This window comes from Clostridium felsineum DSM 794 (genome assembly GCF_002006355.2).
Taxonomy (GTDB): domain Bacteria; phylum Bacillota; class Clostridia; order Clostridiales; family Clostridiaceae; genus Clostridium_S; species Clostridium_S felsineum.
In genome coordinates this window covers 532217-552870 of the sequence record NZ_CP096980.1, presented here as the reverse complement: position 1 = coordinate 552870, position 20654 = coordinate 532217, and the positions used below count along the sequence as shown (strand labels likewise).

At 29.2% G+C, this 20654-nt stretch carries 21 protein-coding genes; 1 reads left to right on the top strand and 20 read right to left on the bottom strand.

Features of this window, described 5'->3' with window-relative positions:
• Positions 1 to 33: 33 nt before the first annotated feature.
• The 20 genes from CLFE_RS02695 to CLFE_RS02600 all read right to left on the bottom strand — a co-directional run bounded on the left by CLFE_RS02695 (position 34) and on the right by CLFE_RS02600 (position 19424).
• Positions 34 to 267, bottom strand: a complete 234-nt coding sequence (locus CLFE_RS02695; protein WP_077833720.1) for a phosphopantetheine-binding protein — start codon at positions 265 to 267, stop codon at positions 34 to 36.
• Between the two features lie 58 nt (positions 268 to 325).
• Entirely contained in the window at positions 326 to 1684 is a 1359-nt protein-coding gene (gene hemN / locus CLFE_RS02690; RefSeq protein WP_169850931.1) for an oxygen-independent coproporphyrinogen III oxidase, read from the bottom strand.
• 1 nt (position 1685) lies between these two features.
• Positions 1686 to 3308 (bottom strand): amino acid adenylation domain-containing protein, encoded by a 1623-nt coding sequence (locus CLFE_RS02685; RefSeq protein WP_077893303.1) that lies wholly within the window; start codon positions 3306 to 3308, stop codon positions 1686 to 1688.
• 1 nt (position 3309) lies between these two features.
• Positions 3310 to 4449, bottom strand: coding sequence for an acyl-CoA dehydrogenase family protein (locus CLFE_RS02680; protein WP_169850930.1), 1140 nt, complete (start codon positions 4447 to 4449; stop codon positions 3310 to 3312).
• A gap of 43 nt (positions 4450 to 4492) precedes the next feature.
• On the bottom strand, positions 4493 to 5566 hold the full coding sequence (locus tag CLFE_RS02675) for a 3-oxoacyl-ACP synthase III family protein (RefSeq protein WP_169850929.1): 1074 nt from the start codon (positions 5564 to 5566) through the stop codon (positions 4493 to 4495).
• 62 nt (positions 5567 to 5628) lie between these two features.
• Positions 5629 to 5883, bottom strand: a complete 255-nt coding sequence (locus tag CLFE_RS02670; protein WP_169850928.1) for an acyl carrier protein — start codon at positions 5881 to 5883, stop codon at positions 5629 to 5631.
• Positions 5884 to 5893: 10 nt separating this feature from the next.
• Positions 5894 to 6895, bottom strand: coding sequence for an electron transfer flavoprotein subunit alpha/FixB family protein (locus tag CLFE_RS02665; RefSeq protein ID WP_169850927.1), 1002 nt, complete (start codon positions 6893 to 6895; stop codon positions 5894 to 5896).
• A 10-nt stretch (positions 6896 to 6905) separates the two neighbouring features.
• Complete coding sequence (locus CLFE_RS02660) at positions 6906 to 7637, bottom strand: electron transfer flavoprotein subunit beta/FixA family protein (RefSeq protein WP_169850926.1); 732 nt, start codon at positions 7635 to 7637, stop codon at positions 6906 to 6908.
• Between the two features lie 36 nt (positions 7638 to 7673).
• The gene (locus CLFE_RS02655; protein WP_077893299.1) at positions 7674 to 8483 is read right to left on the bottom strand and encodes a thioesterase II family protein; all 810 of its coding nucleotides are present in this window, start codon (positions 8481 to 8483) and stop codon (positions 7674 to 7676) included.
• 601 nt (positions 8484 to 9084) lie between these two features.
• Complete coding sequence (locus CLFE_RS02650; RefSeq protein WP_077893298.1) at positions 9085 to 10287, bottom strand: alpha/beta hydrolase family protein; 1203 nt, start codon at positions 10285 to 10287, stop codon at positions 9085 to 9087.
• Between the two features lie 290 nt (positions 10288 to 10577).
• Positions 10578 to 12134, bottom strand: coding sequence for a glycoside hydrolase family 30 protein (locus CLFE_RS02645; protein ID WP_077893297.1), 1557 nt, complete (start codon positions 12132 to 12134; stop codon positions 10578 to 10580).
• A gap of 173 nt (positions 12135 to 12307) precedes the next feature.
• Positions 12308 to 13054, bottom strand: a complete 747-nt coding sequence (locus tag CLFE_RS02640) for a sulfite exporter TauE/SafE family protein (protein ID WP_077893296.1) — start codon at positions 13052 to 13054, stop codon at positions 12308 to 12310.
• Positions 13055 to 13191: 137 nt separating this feature from the next.
• Positions 13192 to 13620, bottom strand: a complete 429-nt coding sequence (locus CLFE_RS02635; RefSeq protein ID WP_077893295.1) for a hypothetical protein — start codon at positions 13618 to 13620, stop codon at positions 13192 to 13194.
• A complete protein-coding gene (locus tag CLFE_RS02630) occupies positions 13617 to 13820 on the bottom strand; it encodes a helix-turn-helix transcriptional regulator (RefSeq protein WP_077893294.1) in 204 nt (67 codons plus the stop codon). Before CLFE_RS02630 ends, CLFE_RS02635 begins: the two co-directional genes overlap by 4 nt.
• Positions 13821 to 14092: 272 nt before the next feature.
• Entirely contained in the window at positions 14093 to 15193 is a 1101-nt protein-coding gene (locus CLFE_RS02625; RefSeq protein ID WP_077893293.1) for a radical SAM protein, read from the bottom strand.
• Positions 15194 to 15443: 250 nt separating this feature from the next.
• Positions 15444 to 15977: a GNAT family N-acetyltransferase gene (locus CLFE_RS02620; RefSeq protein WP_077893292.1), complete on the bottom strand. Its 534-nt coding sequence runs from the start codon at positions 15975 to 15977 to the stop codon at positions 15444 to 15446.
• A 162-nt stretch (positions 15978 to 16139) separates the two neighbouring features.
• Positions 16140 to 16889 carry an MBL fold metallo-hydrolase gene (locus CLFE_RS02615; RefSeq protein ID WP_077893290.1) on the bottom strand — a complete coding sequence of 250 codons (750 nt, stop codon included), beginning with the start codon at positions 16887 to 16889 and terminating at the stop codon, positions 16140 to 16142.
• Positions 16890 to 17018: 129 nt separating this feature from the next.
• Positions 17019 to 17498, bottom strand: coding sequence for a CBO0543 family protein (locus tag CLFE_RS02610; protein WP_077893289.1), 480 nt, complete (start codon positions 17496 to 17498; stop codon positions 17019 to 17021).
• Positions 17499 to 17536: 38 nt separating this feature from the next.
• On the bottom strand, positions 17537 to 18808 hold the full coding sequence (locus CLFE_RS02605; RefSeq protein ID WP_077893287.1) for a hypothetical protein: 1272 nt from the start codon (positions 18806 to 18808) through the stop codon (positions 17537 to 17539).
• A 109-nt stretch (positions 18809 to 18917) separates the two neighbouring features.
• Positions 18918 to 19424 (bottom strand): hypothetical protein, encoded by a 507-nt coding sequence (locus CLFE_RS02600; protein WP_077893285.1) that lies wholly within the window; start codon positions 19422 to 19424, stop codon positions 18918 to 18920.
• 219 nt (positions 19425 to 19643) lie between these two features.
• On the opposite strand from CLFE_RS02600, the gene CLFE_RS02595 reads away from it, so the two are divergent.
• The gene (locus CLFE_RS02595) at positions 19644 to 20603 is read left to right on the top strand and encodes an HPP family protein (RefSeq protein ID WP_077893283.1); all 960 of its coding nucleotides are present in this window, start codon (positions 19644 to 19646) and stop codon (positions 20601 to 20603) included.
• The last annotated feature ends 51 nt before the right edge of the window (positions 20604 to 20654 follow it).

Below are 20654 nucleotides of genomic sequence, written 5' to 3'. Positions count from 1 at the left end.
TATGGAAACCCTCTTTACCAATGAAATGTAATTCTATGCTACCTTCTTTTGTACAAAATCAATAATACTACCAATTGTTTCAAAGTTATTTGGTATTAATTCTTCTGGCAAAATAACAATATTATATGCTTTCTCAATTTTAGAAACTAACTCTAACAAACTTAAAGAACTTACTATATCTGAATTAAAAATATTAACATTTCTATCTAATTCGCTCTCTGAAATATGTGTAACTTCTTTTACTAATTCAATAATTTTCTTTTCCATAACTTTACTTCCTCTCTCTTTTATCCTTAATATTATTTAGCTGATTGATTTACACTTATTATAATTTAAGCATTTTTTCTTTATTTGCATAATAAGCATCAAAAACATATGCAATTAATCTAACAAAATATTTACCATACTTTGTTATCTTTATTTCTTCTCCATCATAATTTTCAACTAAGCCTTCATCTTGAAGTTTTTTTAGTATCTCTAGTTCTTTTTCAAAATGTTCTTTAAAATCTACATTAAATAATTGCTCTACAGCCTTTGTATTTATAGAAAAATCACTTAATATCTGTTTCTGAATTATATAATGTCTCAACTTATCTTCATCTGTCATAAAATGATATTTTTCTGTAGGGATTACTTTATTATCTAAGTCTTCCTTATACTTTTTCATATCTGTATGATTTTTAAAATAAACACCGTCTATCATACTAATAGCACTCATACCAATTCCAATTAAGTGACTATCTTTATTAGAACTTGCTCCCATAAAATTACGTACTACATTTTCCTTTTCCCAATGCTTCATTCTGCCATCTTTTTTTACAAATGTATCTAGTCCATAAATAATATATTCATCCTCTAATATTTCTTTTGCTACATTCATCATCATTATTTTCATATATGAATTCGGTAAACTCATCAACGGAATATTCTTTTGAAGTGGATATAAATATGGGTAATGTGCATATGCATATATAACAACTTTATCTGGAGATAAACTCTTGATAATTTTTAATGTATCTTCAAATTCACTTATTCCTTGATATGGTAATCCATAGCATAAATCAACATGTACCTCAAATCCAAAATTCTTTACCTTGTCAATAATTCTTCTTGCAACGTCTTGAGTACACCAACGATTAATAGCTTTTTGAACTCTTTCATTAAAATCTTGGATTCCAAAGCTTATACTTCTGAACCCTAAATCATATAATAATTGCATTTTTTCATCAGTAATTAATTCTTCATCTGGATATGCTTCAAGGTTTATATGTGCTCCTGGTAAAATCTCAAAGTATTTTTTTATACTAGTCATCATATGCTTTATCTGATCGTTTGACATATATGTTGGAGTACCGCCTCCCCAATGCATAGATGTTATTTTAATTTTTTTTGTTTTATCAAATTTTAATTCAAGCTCTCTATCAAAATATTCTAAATAACTATCTATTTCTTCTGGGTTAGTAGTACATAACTTGTCACAACAACAGTAATAACAAATCTTTTTACAATACGGAAAATGTACATATAAATCTGCATCTTCTATTTTACTTAATTCAAAATACTTTTCATTGTCCAATCTATCTCTTTTCCAATAACTATCAACTGGATAGCTGAAATATAATGGAAAATTATACGCATCATATTTTTGACATAAATAATGTATTTCTTCATTCTCATTTTTCATATTATTTCCCCTCTTCCTTACTAATTTCATCTATAAAATATTTCTTCAAATATTGTCTATCTATCTTACCATTAACACTTCTATTAAAAGATTCAAAAACAGCAAAATAATCTGGCACCATATAAGAAGGTATCTTTTTAACTAAATGATGCTTAAGATTTACAATAGAAATATCATCAGCTTTATTAACTAATATTCCTGCACAAATACATAACTTTCCTTCTTTATTTTCAACATCTACAACTGCTGCTTCTTCCACATAAGGGAAAGTATATATAGCCATCTCTATTTCTGGTAATTCTATTCTAAAACCATTTCTTTTTACCATACTTCCGCTTCTACCAACAAAAACGATTTCCTTTTTCTCATTATATTTAACAATATCGCCTGTTTTAAATAAAAGTGCTCCTCCATGTCTTTTACAAGGGCTTACAATAAATGACTTTTTATTAAGTTCTTCATTATTATGATATCCCTTCATAATAATGGAACCTTTTGCGCATAACTCACCCTCAACACCAGTTTCCGTGACCTCTTTACCATCATCACTAATAATGATAGCCTCACTATTTTCACATGCTATACCAATTGGAACTGGTACATCTTTTATATCATCTGCACTCTCCACTTTATAATACGTAAAAACATTAGTTTCAATAAGTCCATACAAATTATAGAATCCCGCATTAGGAACATATTCCATAGCTGTTTTCAAATATTTTGGTGGAAATACTTCTCCTGCAAATAAGATACTTTTTAAATCTGGGAAATCACCCTTCTTAATTTTTCCATATTTAATAAATGCTATCCATAGTGAAGGAACAGAATATATAAATGTTATCTTTTCTTCTTGTAAATACTTAATTAACTGGAGTGGGTTTCTTTGTACTATTTCATCAACAATAACTAATGTAGCACCAATTGCAAGCGGAACATAAATATCAAAAACAGATAAGTCAAAATGAAATGGTGCTTCACTTATGAATCTATCTTCCACTGTAGGCTTAAAATAATCTACACACCAATCAACAAATGTAATTGCATTTAGATGGCTTAAAACTACTCCTTTAGGTATACCTGTTGAACCTGATGTATATAGTACATAGGCTGTATCTTGATTTATTGCTCTTTTTTCTACATCTTTCAAATAAACTTCTCCACAAAAACTAAGTGGAATAATATTTTCAAAATACTTTTCATACTCCTCATAGCCTGCATCGGTACTTATAATAACAATATTTTTTAGATACTCTTTATCACATTTAGTATCACTAGTTATTTTTTGTAATTGCCTAACATTAGATATTATATATTTAACTCCACTATGCTTTATTATATCGATGATTCTTTTTACTGGAGAAGTAACACTATCTAACATGACATAGTTACTTTTTCTTATTAATATACCTTGCATAGCAGCAATAGTTAAATCTGATTTTTCCATGTATATTCCTACAGGTTCACAGTCTGAAACTTTTAATGTTTTCAACATATTTGCTACACATAAACTGTTATACATTAATTGCTTATATGTTACTTCTTTTTCCTTATACTTAATGGCTACTCTATCTGGATACATGTTAGCCGAATTAATTAAATAATCTTGTAATAAATATTTACTCATTTTAATCACCTAATTTGTTATACAAAATTCTTCTTTGCATTTGATTTGTTCCTGAATATATACCTGATGCTAATGAATCTCTTACTTGCTTCTCAACATTACTTTCTTTCAAGAATCCATAAGTTCCCATAATCTCAGCAGCTTCTAAACTGTTTTTTAATTTTGATTCTGCTGTATGAAGCTTAAGCATTGCTGCTCCATATTTATCACCTTGGTTTTTACCAAATCCTTTAGAAACATCAAACATCATTAATTTACCTGTTTCAACACGCATTCTCATATTTACGAGCATATTATAAATATTCTCGAACTCAATTATTGGTTTACCAAACTGCTCTCTTTGCTTCGCATAGTTATATACATCATAATACTGTTGTTCCATAGCACCTACATGGTATGCCCCCATAAGCAACTTTTCCCACATCATAGCATCCATAAAAATGCTCATCGCTCTTCTTTCTGATCCTACTAGTCTATCTAATGGTATTTCAGAATTACTAAGCACCACTTCTCCCATTGGGCTTGTTCTAAGACCTGATTTTTGGAATACTTGTCCAATCTCATATTCACCTTTTTCCATAATAAGAGCAGAAATGTCTAACATCTTAATACCATTAGGATGCTTTGCATATACAAGTAATATATCTGAAACTGGTGATAATGTTGCAAAGGTCTTAGTTCCATCTAATATAAACGTTTTATCAGTTTTTCTAATTTTAGCTTCCATACCTGATGCATCAGAACCTGCCTCAGGCTCAGAAATAACACTTGCACCTATTTTTTCACCCGTTATAATTGGCATCAAATATTTTTTCTTCTGCTCTTCTGTACCATGTATCCATAATGGAATTTGAGTAGCTGATAATTGAGCAACTACAGAAAAAACTAATCCTTCATCTTTACAATATCTAGCTAAAGTATATATAGCTAAAGTAGTTGTTACAGCATCTACATTTAATCCACCCAATTCTTCTTCAAATGGCAATGAAAATATACCTAGTTCACCTAACTTAGACCACTTTTGCCTATTAAAAACTTCCTTTTCATCTTCTTCAAAAACGTCCTTATTCAAATACTTTTCACAAGTATCCTTTATTGCATCACATAATACTTGCTGCTCTTCGCTCAACTTAATATTCAAATTTTCCACCCCAAATACTCTTTTTTATAATAAAATAACATATTTACCACACTATATATGAAACTGAAAATGTAAGACCACATGCACTACTTAATAATAAAAACTCATCTCCAGGTTTAAGTAATCCCTCTTCGTTTGCAAATTCTATTCCAATTGGTATATTACAGCTTCCCATATTTCCATATTCAGTAAACGTATTAATTGGGAACATTTTATCTTTATCTAAACCAAGTGAATCTAGTACAGAATATGTAACATTTCTTCCTAATTGATGACTAAATACATACTTTATATTTTTTTTATCTATATTATGTTTTTTCAAAACACTTTCTATATAATTAGGCATGTCAGATATTATTTTTGATGCTATTTTTCTTCCATCACTCCAAAATACACTTGAAGTTTTAGACATTTTAGAAAACGGAGGTATATCAGCTTTTGGAGACATTGAAACTGAACTATCCCATTCGTCGAAACTTCTAAATTCCTCATAAAATAATACCTTTTTGCTACTTACAGGCTTTGTATAAACTGCTGCAACTGCACTTGTACCTGCAAAAAGACTGCTTACTTTATAATCTGCCTCGTCAATATTTTCAATTTCTAGTATTGCACTCTTATTATCTAGTACTTCAATTCCACTTTCACAAGCTACTACCAATACGTTTTTAGCTAAATTGTTATTTATATACAAATCAGTTAACTCTAATGATTTCATAAAACCATTACAAGTATCTGAAATATCAAAAGCATTTCCTTTTTTTAAGCCTATCATATGAGCTATTACAGTGGCAAAGCTAGGCTCTTTAAACGGATTAGTAACTCCAGTACAAATAATAAGATCAATATCTTCTAAAGGTACATTTGACTTTTTTATTGCATTTTTTGCAGCATCTACTGCTAATGTAACTGAATTTTCTTTCTTATAATCTTTACAATAATGCCTGCTTTTAATTTGAAGAAAATCAAGTTTTCTTTCAATACTATACTCTAAAAAATCTTTATCCTCTTTATTAAGATTTTTACTTAATTTATCAATATATCTGCTAATTATAGCTTTATTGTCCAGTGTTCCTTCTGGTATACAATACCCAATTCCTGCAATTGATATACTCATATTAATTAACATCTCCTAACTTTTTATAACTGTATATTTAGATACACTACTTCTAAAAACTACTAATCATTTTTTAATTGTCTTATAATTTCATTGTACATGTCTCCCATTGTTGCACCATATAACTTTTTATTCACCTTAACTTTACCCTTTAAATTAAATTTTCTTTCAACTTTGAGCATAACACTAAACATACTTAGTGAATCAATACCCAAGTCTTTCAATAAATTTGTATCCTTATTTATTTGGTCGTCATCACAATCCAAGTAGAATTTAATACAATTTTCAAACTCTTCATAAGATATATTATTATCCATATTCATTCTCCTAATTTCTATTTTCTAAATAGTTAAGCATATGTTTTACTACATTCTCAGTAGTATCACAAATTCCATAATTAGCAAAAGACATAATTCGAGCACTCTCGTCAGTATTAACAGCTATTAAATTTTTATAGGATTTTAATCCTGACATATGCTGCATCATACCAGAAATACCAAATGCAATATAAGTTTCACATGTAATTTCTTTCCCTGATAATCCAATTTGGTATTTATAATCTAGTAATCCATTATCCACAACAGCACGTGATGCAACTAACCTTGCATTAAGCTTCTTAACAAGTAGTTTTATTTGTTGTAGATCATCTTTATTAACTCCTCTTCCAATACCAACTACAATTTTCGATTTTCCTTCTTCATCTATTGTCTCTTCTCCAATTTTTTCTATCTCTAGGACAGATACTTTATCTTTTGTTTTAAAAGAGAAATCGTCAATATTAACAACTTCTATTTCATCTATAGTTTTTTCTTTTAATTCAAAACTCAAGGGATTGGCTGTAGCCATCTGTGGTAGTTTATCAGGACAAGTAATAGTTGCAATCACACTATCCTCAAAGGCTGGTCTTTTTTGCAATAACAAATTTGTTTCACTATCTATTGAAAAATCTATACAATCTGCTGTAAGACCAGTTTCTAATCTTGCTGCTAATCTTGCAGAAATAGATTTCATACGAACAGTTATTGGATATAAAACTATTTGAGGTTCTATCTTTTTTATAAGTTCATATGATAGATTAGTAAGCTTTTCATCTGTTATTTGAGACGTATCCCCGAATTTTTTATAAAATATATTTTTAACGCCGTATGCTTTAATCATTTGTATACTATCATCAATTTCAACTCCAAACATACAAACATTAACTACAGTATTCAGTTTTTCTGATAACTGGTTAGCTTTAGATACAAGTCTTGCAACAGAATTTTCAGATTGTTTTGACCAAACATCTGCTATAACTAATACACTTTTTGAGCAAAATGATTTATCCATCTTTATCCCCCTAGCCCAGTATGCACTCATATGCTTGATTAATATTTTCTTCATCTATAGAAACAAAATTGCCTTTAGTAGCCACTTTTTCATTTTCAACTTTGTTTACCTTAGTAGCTGATCCTGCAATTCCACATCTGTTTTCAGGAATCATTAATTCGCTATTAGTTAAAACTTGTATTTCTTTTTTTGTTGCCATCATTACACCTCTAAGAGTTTTTGTTCTTGGCTCATTTATACCTTCTAAAACAGTTATAACTGCTGGCAACTTTACTTGTTCTGTAATAAAACAGTCTTCTACCTTTCTTTTGCATGATATAAATTCTTCATTAATTTCAACAAGTTCCTTTACATTAGTAATTTGAGGCCAATTTAGCTTCTCTGCTAATTCAGGACCAACTTGTCCTGTTCCTGCATCTGATGAGTGAGTTCCACAAATAATCAGATCATAGCCATTTTTATAATTTACTGCTTTACTAATGGTTTCACTAGTTGCCAATGTATCTGCCCCTTCAAATTGTCTATCGGTTACTATTATCCCTTCATCAGCTCCTAGTGCTAAGTAACTACGAATAACTTTCTGCACTTGCATTGCTCCCATGCTTATTACAGAAACCTTGCAATCCTTAAGTTCATCTTTTATACTAAGTGCTAATTCAACTGCATTTAAATCATTTGCGTTTAACTCACTATCACCGTTATCACGGTTAATAATTTGTTTTACAGTAACTAATATTTTCACCTTTTTCCCTCCAGTTTTATTTATATAGAAACAAGATTATACACTAATAGCCTTTTTTTTATAATTATCTTTTACATTACCTATAGATTCAGAAATAAATTTTATAAATTCTTCCATGTTATCGCAAAAATAAAAATGTCCTCCTTTGAAATATTTAGTCTTAACGTTATTCAAAGAACATTTCCTCCAACCTTCCAATTCTTCTATTGATGAAAGCGCATCTCTATCTCCGCCTAATATGTCAATATCAATCGGTAATTTTGTATTACCATCTTTCTCATATGTCTCACAAAGTTTTAAATCATTTCTAAAAATAGGAATTAAAATATCCAAAAATTCTTCGTTTTCTTTAAAAATATCTGGCATACCACCTAAATTTAGAATAGTATTTCTTAATTGCTCAGTGTCCAAATTATGCAACTTAATATGATTTCTTTTCTTATTAATATCGCTTAGTATATCCGGTGCCTTCATTCCAGATACTATTAGTTTTTCAGGAAGTTTTAATTTCATTTTATAGCATCTAAGTGCTGTTTCGTAAGCTATCAAAGCTCCCATACTATGTCCAAAAAATAAGAAGGGAACATCCTGCATATTTTTCATCTCATCTATAATATTATCAACTATAATATCAATATTAGAAATTAATGGTTCATCAATCCTTTTACCTCTTCCTGGTAATTTTAAAAAGCATGTTTCGGTATATATTGGAAAACTCTTTTCCCATGAAAAATATGTTGAAATATCACCACCTGCTGGAGGAAATAAGAAAAGTCTCACCTTAGAATTTTTCGTATCACCTAATGTTTTTTTTAGAAACCAATCATCCTCAATTATTTGCAACATATAATCTCCACACTTTCATATTTTCTAACTTATTAAAATTATGTAAAATAAATTTATTCAAAAGCTTAATAATAAAATGCCATTTTATTATCTAATATTATTTGTCATTTGCTGTTTATTTATTGCAAAATAACCTATATCAAAACATTTTTTTGCAAAATCCTAGCAAAACTATATGTAACAATTATCTTTGTTTTTCTAACATGTTTTCCGTTTTATATGTAATATACTAAGTATTATTAATTTTTTTGTAAAAATACATCTTTTACTTTAATTTTATTATTATTCATAATTTAATTTTATAACCTTTTATTGGTAGTGTCAACATTTTTTTGATTCTAATATAAAAAAACTATAAATACCGCATCCTTGTACAATTTATTTCTTTTTTATTCATTTTTCTTGGAATATACAGCCTCTAATTCCTAGCACTCTTGTATTATTTAATTTAATATATTTTGCTTTTAATATGAATTATTCTATTAAAAAAGTCCTCATTGTCTATTCTAAACAATGAGGACTTACTATATAAAAATTTATTGGCACCTTAATACTGTGAATAGTATTTTACAATTACTCATCAATAAAATCAAATTCTATATTAAACATCTAATATTTTATCAAGCCAGTCAAAAATTCTTTGGTTAGAAAGGGATTGTGCACCTGCTTGACAATGTAATCCTGCACCTTCATCTTCTGTAAAAACAATAAATTCTTTATCACATTTTAAAAGATCAAATAACTTTTTGGATTGATCACTAAAAAAATGCTCTTCATCAGAGTCGCAGATTAAAGTTGGACAATTTATTTTGTCTGTAATCCCCTTAAGAGTAAATTTGTTATATTCTTTTAACAATTTATGAGGAGTATTAACATTGAAATTTAAAAATCCACTACGTATCGCCCATCTTAATGAAGTATTTGTTTCCATACGTTTTTTTATAGCAGCATTTATTTCAACAGAATCTTCTTTTTTGAGTTCATTTTGTATATACTCAGAATTAGCCTGTTCTTTTAATACTCCCTCTAAAAAACTTAAAATACCACTATTTGCAATACATGCAGAAATTCTATGTTCGAATGCAACTGCTCTTGGGGCAAGATATCCCCCTAAACTAAATCCTGCAATTGCAATTTTCTTTGAATCAACGTCAGTTCTGCTTAATAAATAATCTACAACAGGTGTAACAACATTTTCCCAATCGTGTCTAAAATAAAGTTTTTGAAAACGTAAAGCAGCACCTTGTCCTGGACCCTCAAATGCTAACACATTATATCCTCTATTAATAGCTGCATGCCCGATGATAAAATATAGTTCTTCTGCTGTTCCATCATATCCTGTCATGGCTATTAACGTTGGTCTACTCTTACCCGAATTATCAACTTTAAAAAAGTAACCTGGTAAAGTCGTGTTTTCATAAGGTATTTTTACTTGCTCTAATGTTAGTTCAGATGAATTTACAGCTTTAATAAAGTTCTCACGACCTTTAGTATAGCACTCCTCACCTTTTGCCTCATTACTATCTTCACGGCAAAAAAGTTCTGCAGTTCTATAATAATTTGAAGCACGAAGATAAGCTTCACTAGAGCTTACTCTATTTCCCTTCTGAGAACACTTGTTAGCAATTTGTTGTGTACGTTCTGCGGTTTTAAACCATTCACTATACCAACTTTGAAAATCATTATCTTTTATTCTATAGGCAGTATTAATACACTCTCCTATATCAGCTCCCTTGCATACCGCATATCCCATTGTTCTTATTAACTCAAATGAAAAAGTATCACTTTCAAATATTAATTTCATCACACACCTCCATGTATATTTTTAATGTATTATGAATTTTTTATAATTTATATGACATTGTATCTTCATTAATGTATAACTTTCAACTATATTAAAATATATAATTCGTACATTCACTCTTACCTATATAAATAAACTCAATCTAACTACTTTTTAAATTTTTCTTAATATTACTATTAAATTACAGCTAATCATATATAATAATACCTTTAAAGTATTTTTTTGTCAATAAATGCTGTGTCAATATTATACTGTGCTATATACTCACTTTTCATAAATAAATTTAAATACTAAATCCCACTTAAGCTATATTTAAATGTCATTAAAGAATTTGCCTTAATATTTACTACAAACCCTTGACTACCCTCAACAATCTTTATAGTTTGATCCTTATCAGATGTGTTTCCTACAAATAAAGATACCGTATTATCCGATGGATTTATAAATGCTGTTTTAAATATTCCACTTGTACCAGCTACCTTAGGCAAACTTGCTGTTGTCTCAATATTATAAGACCCCGGACGTACATTTTGACTAAATTGCTTTAATACATAATAAGATGGATTGAAGTTAACCTCATTTGTTTGTGAATTGACCATTATTGGCGCATGACATAAATTCTTAACATCATGAGTTGGTCCCCCATCACTTCTTAATACTATATTCCAATCTATCCAGGTTTCAGTGTTATTTTCGAAATCGTTAATCATATCATAAATATATCTTGCTGCGGGTTCCCAAGAATTAAGCCAAGGTCCATTCTCCTCACACCCTTCAGTTGCAAGAAGATGGTTTTGTGGAAATTTATTTTTAACTGTACTTAAACTATAAAAATCCGTTGACCACATTGGCTTTCCTGTTATTTCATGCCAAAGATCCCCTGCATACCAATGAAAGGCAGTTCCATATATATATTTTGCAGCATTAGGATCTGATAATACCTTAGTATTGAAATTTATAAAGCCATCTCGATGTACTGGGTCATTTCCCTTATCCCAATCCCAAATTAATATTTTTGAATTGATGCCTTTCCTATTAAATGTAGGACCTAGATAGTTTCCAACAAAGTTAGCCATCTGTTCGGGTGTATAAGTAGCCGCTTCCCAAGGCGCTGCATTTTCAGCTTCATTTTGTACTGATAAAGCCCATACCTTTATACCCAAATTTTTGTATGCTTCAATATATTTGCTAAGGTAGTTAGCATAGCTTTGATAATATTCAGGCTTTATCTCACAATTTTTAAATATACCATCACCTATTATAGGAAGTGCTGGACCTTTACCTGCTCTTACTCCACTATTTTTCATCCATGCTGGTGGAGCCCAAGGTGCAGAAAATACTTTAAGATTACTATTATAACTAAGAGCTCTCTTAACTGCTGGAATCAAGTATTTTTTATCTTTATCTATACTAAAATTATTCAAATTAGTATCAGCATCACCATCGTCATAGGAATATCCACTTAATGTAAAATCACAAGATCCAATAGGCATACGTATTACTGAATAGTTGGAACCAGTATCTGAAAAATATGCATCATATATTTTCTTTTGAATGTCTATAGGCATTGTACTTATGCTATATGCTGCTGATTCTGTTACAGCACCACCTATCCCAAGCATTTGTTGACGTTTTTCTTGAGGAAATACCTGTATGTAATTATCACCTGTACTTATTTGAGTATCCTTCATATTAATACTAGGCATTACAGTTGCATTACTCCCATCCTTTGAGGTCACAGTAACCTGAACAGTACTTGCTCTAACAGCTTGAGTTAAACCTACTGTAAAACAGCACATTGTAACTATAGTAGAAATTAAAAGCAATTTTTTCTTTATTGATAACATATTTTATCCCCCCTTTGTGATTATTTTTTTAATACTTATTACCTTAATAAAACTTTATTTCTAATTTATTCTATTTTTATGATAAAACCCCTTTATTTCTTCTATAATATTTTATAAAAATGCCATATTATATAGGTGTTATTTTTAACCTTTATAATATGGCAATAAATATTCTAAAATAACTCAAGTAGTATTTTAACAAAAAAAACTGCTACCACAATCATAATAACAGGTCGTACAATTTTGACTCCACTTTTAGTAAAATATCCAGCTCCAATGTAATTTCCTAATATACTAAATATTCCTGCTGTTATCCCTAAAACTAGAAGTACTTTCCCACTTATTATAAATGTTATTAAGCCTGCTATATTTGAAGCTAAATTAATAGCTTTTGTTGTTCCTGCTGATGTATTTAAACTTAGCTTAGCAACTCCTGTTAAAAGCAATATCAAGAATGTACCTGTCCCTGGTCCATAAAAGCCATCATATATACCTAGAATAAATGCGATTATCATACATATACCATAAGTCTTATAATTTATTGAGATTTCCTTATTATCCTTAAGACTACGCCTATTCAAAACATAAAATGCAGTAATAGGTAAAATAATTAACATTAATATTTTAAAATATCGGTCGCTAATTTTTAAAGATAATGTAGCTCCTATTGGCGAACCTATCAATGCACAAATTGCACTTAGAAGTCCTAGTTTTAATTTTATATATCCATCCTTTGCATAGCGATATGTAGATATAATTGTTCCCATGCACGAACTCATTTTGTTTGTCCCAATAGCAAAATGAATAGGAATACCTGCAAAGATGTATGCTGGGATCGATATGAGTCCCCCTCCTCCTGCAATTGAATCTACAAAACCTGCTAGAAAAGCTAATGGACATACTATAATATACTGAAGCATTGTTTCCCCCCCTTTACCAATTAATGTTACCAATTTTTCAATATATAATCAAATTCACATATTATATCAAAATAAGCCAGTTAATTTGATTACTCTACTTTAACTGGCTCTAAATCTGTATTCTTTTTAATAGTTCCCTACATCTCTTTATCGTATTTGCATCGACAAAAAGCTCCATATAAAACAACAAAAATGTATGCAATAGCTAATATCATAACTATCATTAAATCAGTTCCCATAAGCGCCAATGCAAACATTACAGCACCAAATATAAATATCATCATATCATAAGCTTTTGCTTTTGCTTTATTCATAATAGCTGTGTTGCGCTCGTCCTTTGTATCAATTTCTATTTGCTTTTTTATGTCTGGATGATTTTCAACTGCCTTTTCACTTACTATTTTCCCCATACCTTGACCAAAAACACCACAACCAACCCCTATGCAAATGTATAATAAAGCTTTAACTATTCCTTCTAAACCAACTTGTGATTTAGTAAAATACAAACCTATAATTATTAAAAGTAATCCAATTATTGTAGTTATATAGTACTTACCCTTTTTCATTTTTTCTCCTCCTCGTAAATAAATATTTCTTCAATACTCATATTAAAATATCTTGCAATTTTAAACGCCAATATTATGGATGGATTATATCTACCATTTTCTAGAGAGCCTATTGTTTGTCTTGATACTTCAAGTGCTACTGCCAATTCTTCTTGCTTTATGTCATGTCTTTTTCGTATTTCTTCTAATCTATTTTTCACAATTACCTCCCATTATAAAATACACTTTATGTTAAGTTTACTTTCCATTTATAATGTATCATTTTGCAATTCCTATGTCAAGTTAACTTTCCATTTCATATATAAAAAAACAGTAACACTATATAAAAAATATCATATCATTTATATAGTATTACTGTTTCTATTAATGTATATTCTAGATGTACATATACTATAAATTATTGCAAAAAACACAGCAGTAATGACATACTTTAGAATTATAATACACTTTTACTATCATATTTTAATAAATATTAAGAATGACGAACTGGATAAAGTCCTGTATTTCTTTTTATATGTTGTCCAAGGTAATGCACTGCCTGACACCAATTAGGATCTTTTTTGTGCAGATCACCTGATACAGACATAACTTTACCAATACAACCCCCTGCACAATTTTTAAGGTATTCACATCCCTTGCAATCCCCTTGTCCTAATACATCTACATTTCTATCTTGAATACGCTTAACTTTGTCTTCAAAATATATTATTTTCTTATTTTCTTTATCCCATTTTCCATAAATACATTGTTGTAATGTACCTGGAAGATGTTCAGGACCAAATGATCCCCAATCACAACAAGATACATATCCATCTGTAGTAAGCTCAGGTGTAATAGGTGTAGTACATGAACGACAATTGCACGTTACTTCTTCATCAAAGTTATACATAAGATGAGTTTGATAGAACATACCTAATTCTTGTGCTCTATAAAAAGCTGGTACAAAACCTTTGGCAAAATTTAAAAGAGTTGGTATATGTACCTTCTCATTAACAGGTGAACTATAAGTTGGTGCACCACAAACCCATTTTATTCTTAGTTCCTTAAAATATTCTATCAATTCCACTTGTTTATCAAAATTTTGTGGTAAAATTGTTGCTCTTACCCCAAACTGCATTTTGGGATTATTAACAAATCTTTTTATATTTTTTAGTACAATTTCACTAGAAGGCTTATTTCCTACTGTTGGTCTTTGACAATCATTAATTTCTGCTGGTCCATCAAAAGATATCCATAAAATATCTACATTTTTATCCACCCAATCAGCTACTTCATCATTGAAAAATCCATTAGTTTGCAGTTCAACTTGTACTTTATTTCCATTTGCTAATTTTCGTGCTTCTTGTAAAATTTCCTTCATTTTATCAAACTGAACTGTAGCTTCACCTGAGCTAAAAAATCTAATTGCATATATTCCTGTTGTCTCAAAAAATTCTTTTAATCCTGCTCTTGCAAATTCAATATCAATAGAACCTTTTATTATTTCACGTTTTGGAATATAACAATACGTACATGCTAAATTACATGTGTTACTAACAAAAAAAGTTATTGCTTTTTTTCTGTAATGTGCCATAATATCAACTTCCTTTATTTTGAAATTATCTGATTATTCGATATAATTCTAATCTTATTTCATTTTATTGTCAACCTTTTTATGGAATAAAATCAATTATTATCTTTTAATTGATTTTAAATACATTTTTAACTACTATATGTAACTTGCAGTATTTATTGTTATTCTACTTGAAAAAAAGTTAAATAAAAAAGGCGTCAGCTTATTTTGCAAAAATCCCAAAATAAGTCATACACCTTAATTATCTATTTTAATTTTTTTCTATTTTCCACCATACTATTTCATCATTTTCCTTATACTTAACTGCACCTGCATTTATTAAAACCTTATGAGATAATATATTATCTTTTTCTGTATCTGCAACAATACAAAGTGTTTTAGGATCCTTAAAAATCCATCGTTTCATTACCTTTACAGCTTCAGTGGCATATCCATTTTTTCTATGTCCTTCATTTATACCATATCCCATAATTACTTCACCTAGCTTATTAGGATATCCCTTAAGCATTATAAAACCAACTATTTCCTTTTGCTCTTTAAGTACTATAGCCCAATTTGTTAACCACAACCAATTTTCAGGGTCTTCTAATACTTTCTTTAATCTTATCTTCATAGCATATTGCATTTCTCCATCTAAAACATTGTAACCTACCTTTAATTCTAAAGATTTCTGAAATTTCATGTAGTCTTCTAAAGATAATTTAAGTTGTTGTGTATTTAGTGGTACTAGCCTTAATCTTTCTCCTTCTACGCTGCCATTTCTATTAAATAGTTCATCATTCATTGTTAAATTTCCTCCAATAAAATCAATTTTAAGTATCTATACCTCCTAACAAACCTTTAAATACCAATGGCAACTCCTCCTCTAAATATCTTTAAATATACTATATAACAAAAAATACAAATTTCCCACATAAATTCGATAAATCTATGTGGGAAATTTGTATTATAGCTTCATAATTTCTTTTCCATCTAAGTGCTTAAGTGCTTCTGGTGTATGTGTTGAAAGATATACAGTTGGATTATTTTTTATAAATCCCCTTACACTTTTGAGAGTTTCTTTTGCAGCTTCCTTATCTTCAAACACAACAGATAATTGATTTTCTATAAGTGCAGCATCAGTATAAGTTACATCTCCATGTATCATATAGAATATGCCATCCTTTTCTACAATTACAATAGAGTTTCCAGTAGTATGTCCCGGTGCTGGAATAAAGTACACTCCCTCTGTTATTTTTTCACTTTTATCAAAATTATGATACGGACCATCTTTGAATTCTGCCCTTACAATATTTTCACCATCAAGCTTTAATGCAGCTGCTTCTTTTTGTGAAAGATAAATTTTTGCATTTGGAAAACTTCTTAACTCACCAGAATGATCTGGGTGCTTATGAGTTAATAATATTTTAGTAACTTGTTCTTTCTTATATCCAAGAGAATTTAATGCCGACAAATAATCTTCTATCTTATGTCCTTGGTATATCTTTTGTCCTTCTTTTGCTGGTGCATCAGGTACTTCAGACGGAACTCCTGTATCTATTAATATAACTTCATTTCCTGTATCAATAACATAATTTTGAAGACTTGACTCATATATTTTTGCTTCATCCAACTGTGCTTTATCTAAAGTACCTCCAAAAGCGAAATCTTGTGTCATGAAACCACCCTCATATAATTTAACAGCTTTAATTTCCATAATAAACTTCCTCCTTAATTTCAAATCATAATTTTTATATCTTTAACTTATTATATTTTCAATTCATCTTCACCACAATTAAATTTTACACAATTAAATTGTGGTTGTCAATATTTTTTATATAAATTATTATTTTTTAACTATTTTAACTTTACTAAAAAACCACTTATTATATTTTTGCGCTAAAAAAAACGTAATAAAAAATGTAATCCACGTTATATACCAAGTCCAATGTATATACGTTAGAACCTTCGTATATCTTTCTTGAAATATTTCAAAAATTGTTAATGAACTACAGTAATAAAAATAATACATAAATTTACTAAAAATATTTTTCTTTTCAGGATAATTTACTATGAATAATGTACAGATAGAAGGATATAGGAAAAACTCAAATAAAAAATTTGCTTTAGTTGCATAAGGAAACATTCTAACAGGATATTCAATAAGCCTATATTCCGCTACTATTAATCCAACTAACCATGTTATTACTAACTTAAATAAATATGCCACATGTGCTTCACGAATTTTATCTTTAGGAATAAAACGAAATAACAAAAATATAATTAGTATTGATTCAAAAATATAAATTATATATTCCTTGTTCATCAGTTCCTCCAGCTGTTTATTAACTATTTTAAAAACTACTAGTTTATTTTACTATTATTTATATCTAATTTTCTAACTCCAAGGGCATTATTATTCCATAATATATTTCTCACTGTTTCCAATTGATTCTCAATGCATTCTATTATAACAACAACCTCTTCTGCTCGTTTATTATTTTGCCTACCACTATACTTTTTCACTATCATCAATTTAATAATAAAACCAATTGCAAAACAAATTAATATACCAATTAAGCCCCATATTAAAGGTCCCCACTTTAAGACAAAACCATATACTCCTCCAAATATTCCACCTATAACTGCAAGAATGGCAGGTAAATCAAATAAACTTAATCCGTCAGAACTGTGAATAGAATCAAATAAATTTATTTGTTCTTCTCTTTTATCTAAAGGGATTGCCATAATATTTTCTTTCTTAACTCCTTTCTTCTGAATCTCTGTAATAGCTAACTCTAAATATATTGAATGTTCAAAAGTAGAAATCACATACATTTTATCACCTCCTACATGTTTTTTTAGTGGCATTATAAAGTTTGAATTTTGGTACTCTTTATTAAAGAATTTGGATTGTTCCCAATCAAATAATTTGTTATTCTCAACTGTATTTGTGTAAGCATCATACATAGCAAAAAAATAAACTGAAGGAATGTTCAATGCCCACTGCATATCTAAAATTGATTTTGCTCTTTGAAAATCTCCCAATAAAGTATAATGCATTGATGGCAGAAATTTAGCATTTAAACATATCACAATCCACCAAGTAAGTATAAAGAATGCAGTAATAAGTCTATGTAAATATAATTGACCTCCACCAGGAACCAGCAATGACCAAATCGCTGCAACCCATGGTTCTCTTTTATCCAAATAATTAATTCCCATAGTACTTATTTTAAAGGGCTTAATCTCTGCATCTTCTCTTGCCGCTAATATATACGCATGATTTAAATCTATTGTTGTTCGATAACTATCCCATACCGCAAAAAGATATGCAGGAATATAGAAGGAGAGCCACTGAATATTAACAACCTGCTTTGCTTTTTCAAATTCCCCCAAGAATGAATATAATATCAATAAGTTAACATGAGCTTTATAATTTACTACTACTTCCCATGTAAATAAAAAAAATCCCCTCAAATATTTTGATAGCAATAAATGCCCCATCCCTGGAAAAGCTGCCGACCAAAAAGCAATTATATAAGGATTTCTTAAATGTAATTGACTTGTTCCTAATAAACCAAGAAATGCTATAGTTCTTCTCTTAGAAGACTTACTATATTTTAAAGTATTCATTATAATATGCCCCTTTATAATGTATTTCCTCTAACTGTATACTTATACTTAATTTCCCTAGCAATTTATTAGAAAAGTATTACGTATACATGTTAATATTACAAACTAGTTAGTGACCATGACCATTCTTAAATATATCTCCTCCAGGAGTCATGTTCATAGTTGTATTCATCACAAACATTCTTAAAATAATGTAAGCTATAAATGCTAATATTATTATTCCTAAAAACATTGTCAGATTCTCTTTCTTTGTAAGTTCAAATTTATTTTTAAAAGTAAAACTAATAAAAGAAATCACAATTCCTAGAGGTATAAGATACATGACATATCTTGGACTTTCCTTAAAATGAACTATTCCACCACTTATCATTCCTATACCCATTGCTAAAGTAAGAGAAAGAATAACCAATTTTATAGTTTCTACTAATGATAAATGCTGTTTATTTATCACGACTTCATTAAAAACTGAGCCGATTAAAAATAGTCCCAATCCAATACTTAATATTATTGAGTATCTTATAATGTTAAATGGCATAAGTACAATGCCACTTGAAGTCATTCCTATGCCTAAAAAATAAATAATATATACTAAATACTTGTAAATAACTTGCTTCATTTAATTTCTCCTTTGTACTATTGTTTACTAAAGTTAGCTTACCCATAAAACTATATTTTAGTATTATAAAAAACATATGAAGCTTCTTAATATACTTAAGTGCACCTTCCTTGACAACTCAAAACAATAGATATATGTTATTTAAGTACATTGGTTTATGTGAATTTTGTCGAATTATTTAATAAGACAATATATTTATTACATTATAGGAGTGTTTATATGAAAAAGAAATTTATACCTTTAGCCATATTATTGATAATTATTATGTGCATGATTTCAGTATATATAGGTCAAAAAGAAATTATCTTTCCAGAGGTTTCTGCACTTGTTATCAGTGCTTGGCTTATGTCTAAATCAACTTCTGAAAATAAAAGTCTTCACTTTTGGTTTTCACCTACTATGGGCGCTTTAACTGGAATATTAATAAATAAATTTTTGCCGTCTCCAACTATTTTTATGGTGGCAGTTGCTTTTATACTTGTGTTTTTACAATTAAAGCTCATTGGTTCAGAAATATATCCCGCTTTATCAGCATCAATTCTTCCAATTCTCTTACACAGTGAAAGTTGGTACTACCCTTTATCTGTATGTGTACTTACAGGGATAATTGCCCTGGGTAATAAGCTAATAATTAGCTTTTACTCTAAAAATACAAGTTCAGATTTAAATAAAAAAATCAAAAAAGAAAAAAAAGCCAAGCTTGACACCGAAGAATTAGTGCATTGGGCTAAGTTACTTATAAGTGTTTTACTGGTTTTAACAGTGTCTTTATATTTTAACTGCAAGTACATCATAGCACCACCTTTAATTGTTGCTTTTGTTGAACTATGTAGTCCTAACAGTAAACTAAAGAATAATAGGTTACTAGTATTTATATTACCAGTGCTATCAGCTTTTTTAGGCGTAATGTGGTTATACCTTATCTGTGACTTATTACATTTACCTATTTGGCTTTCAGCTTGTTTATCTGTGAGTTGTGTTTTACTTATTTTTCACCTTTTAAGATTTTCATTACCACCTGCCGCCGCTCTTTCTTTGTTACCAGCAATAATACCTGCCCAAAGTTTGTGGACATACCCTCTGCAAGTTTTAGCTGGCAGTGCTCTACTTTTAGTAATTAATCTATTATGGTTTAGAAAAGCTACAATATTTACTAGATGGGTTAATAGAGGAGTTTAAGAGTATATTCGCTTTGTAATTAAAAGAGCTATGCAAAATTCTCACCCTGCA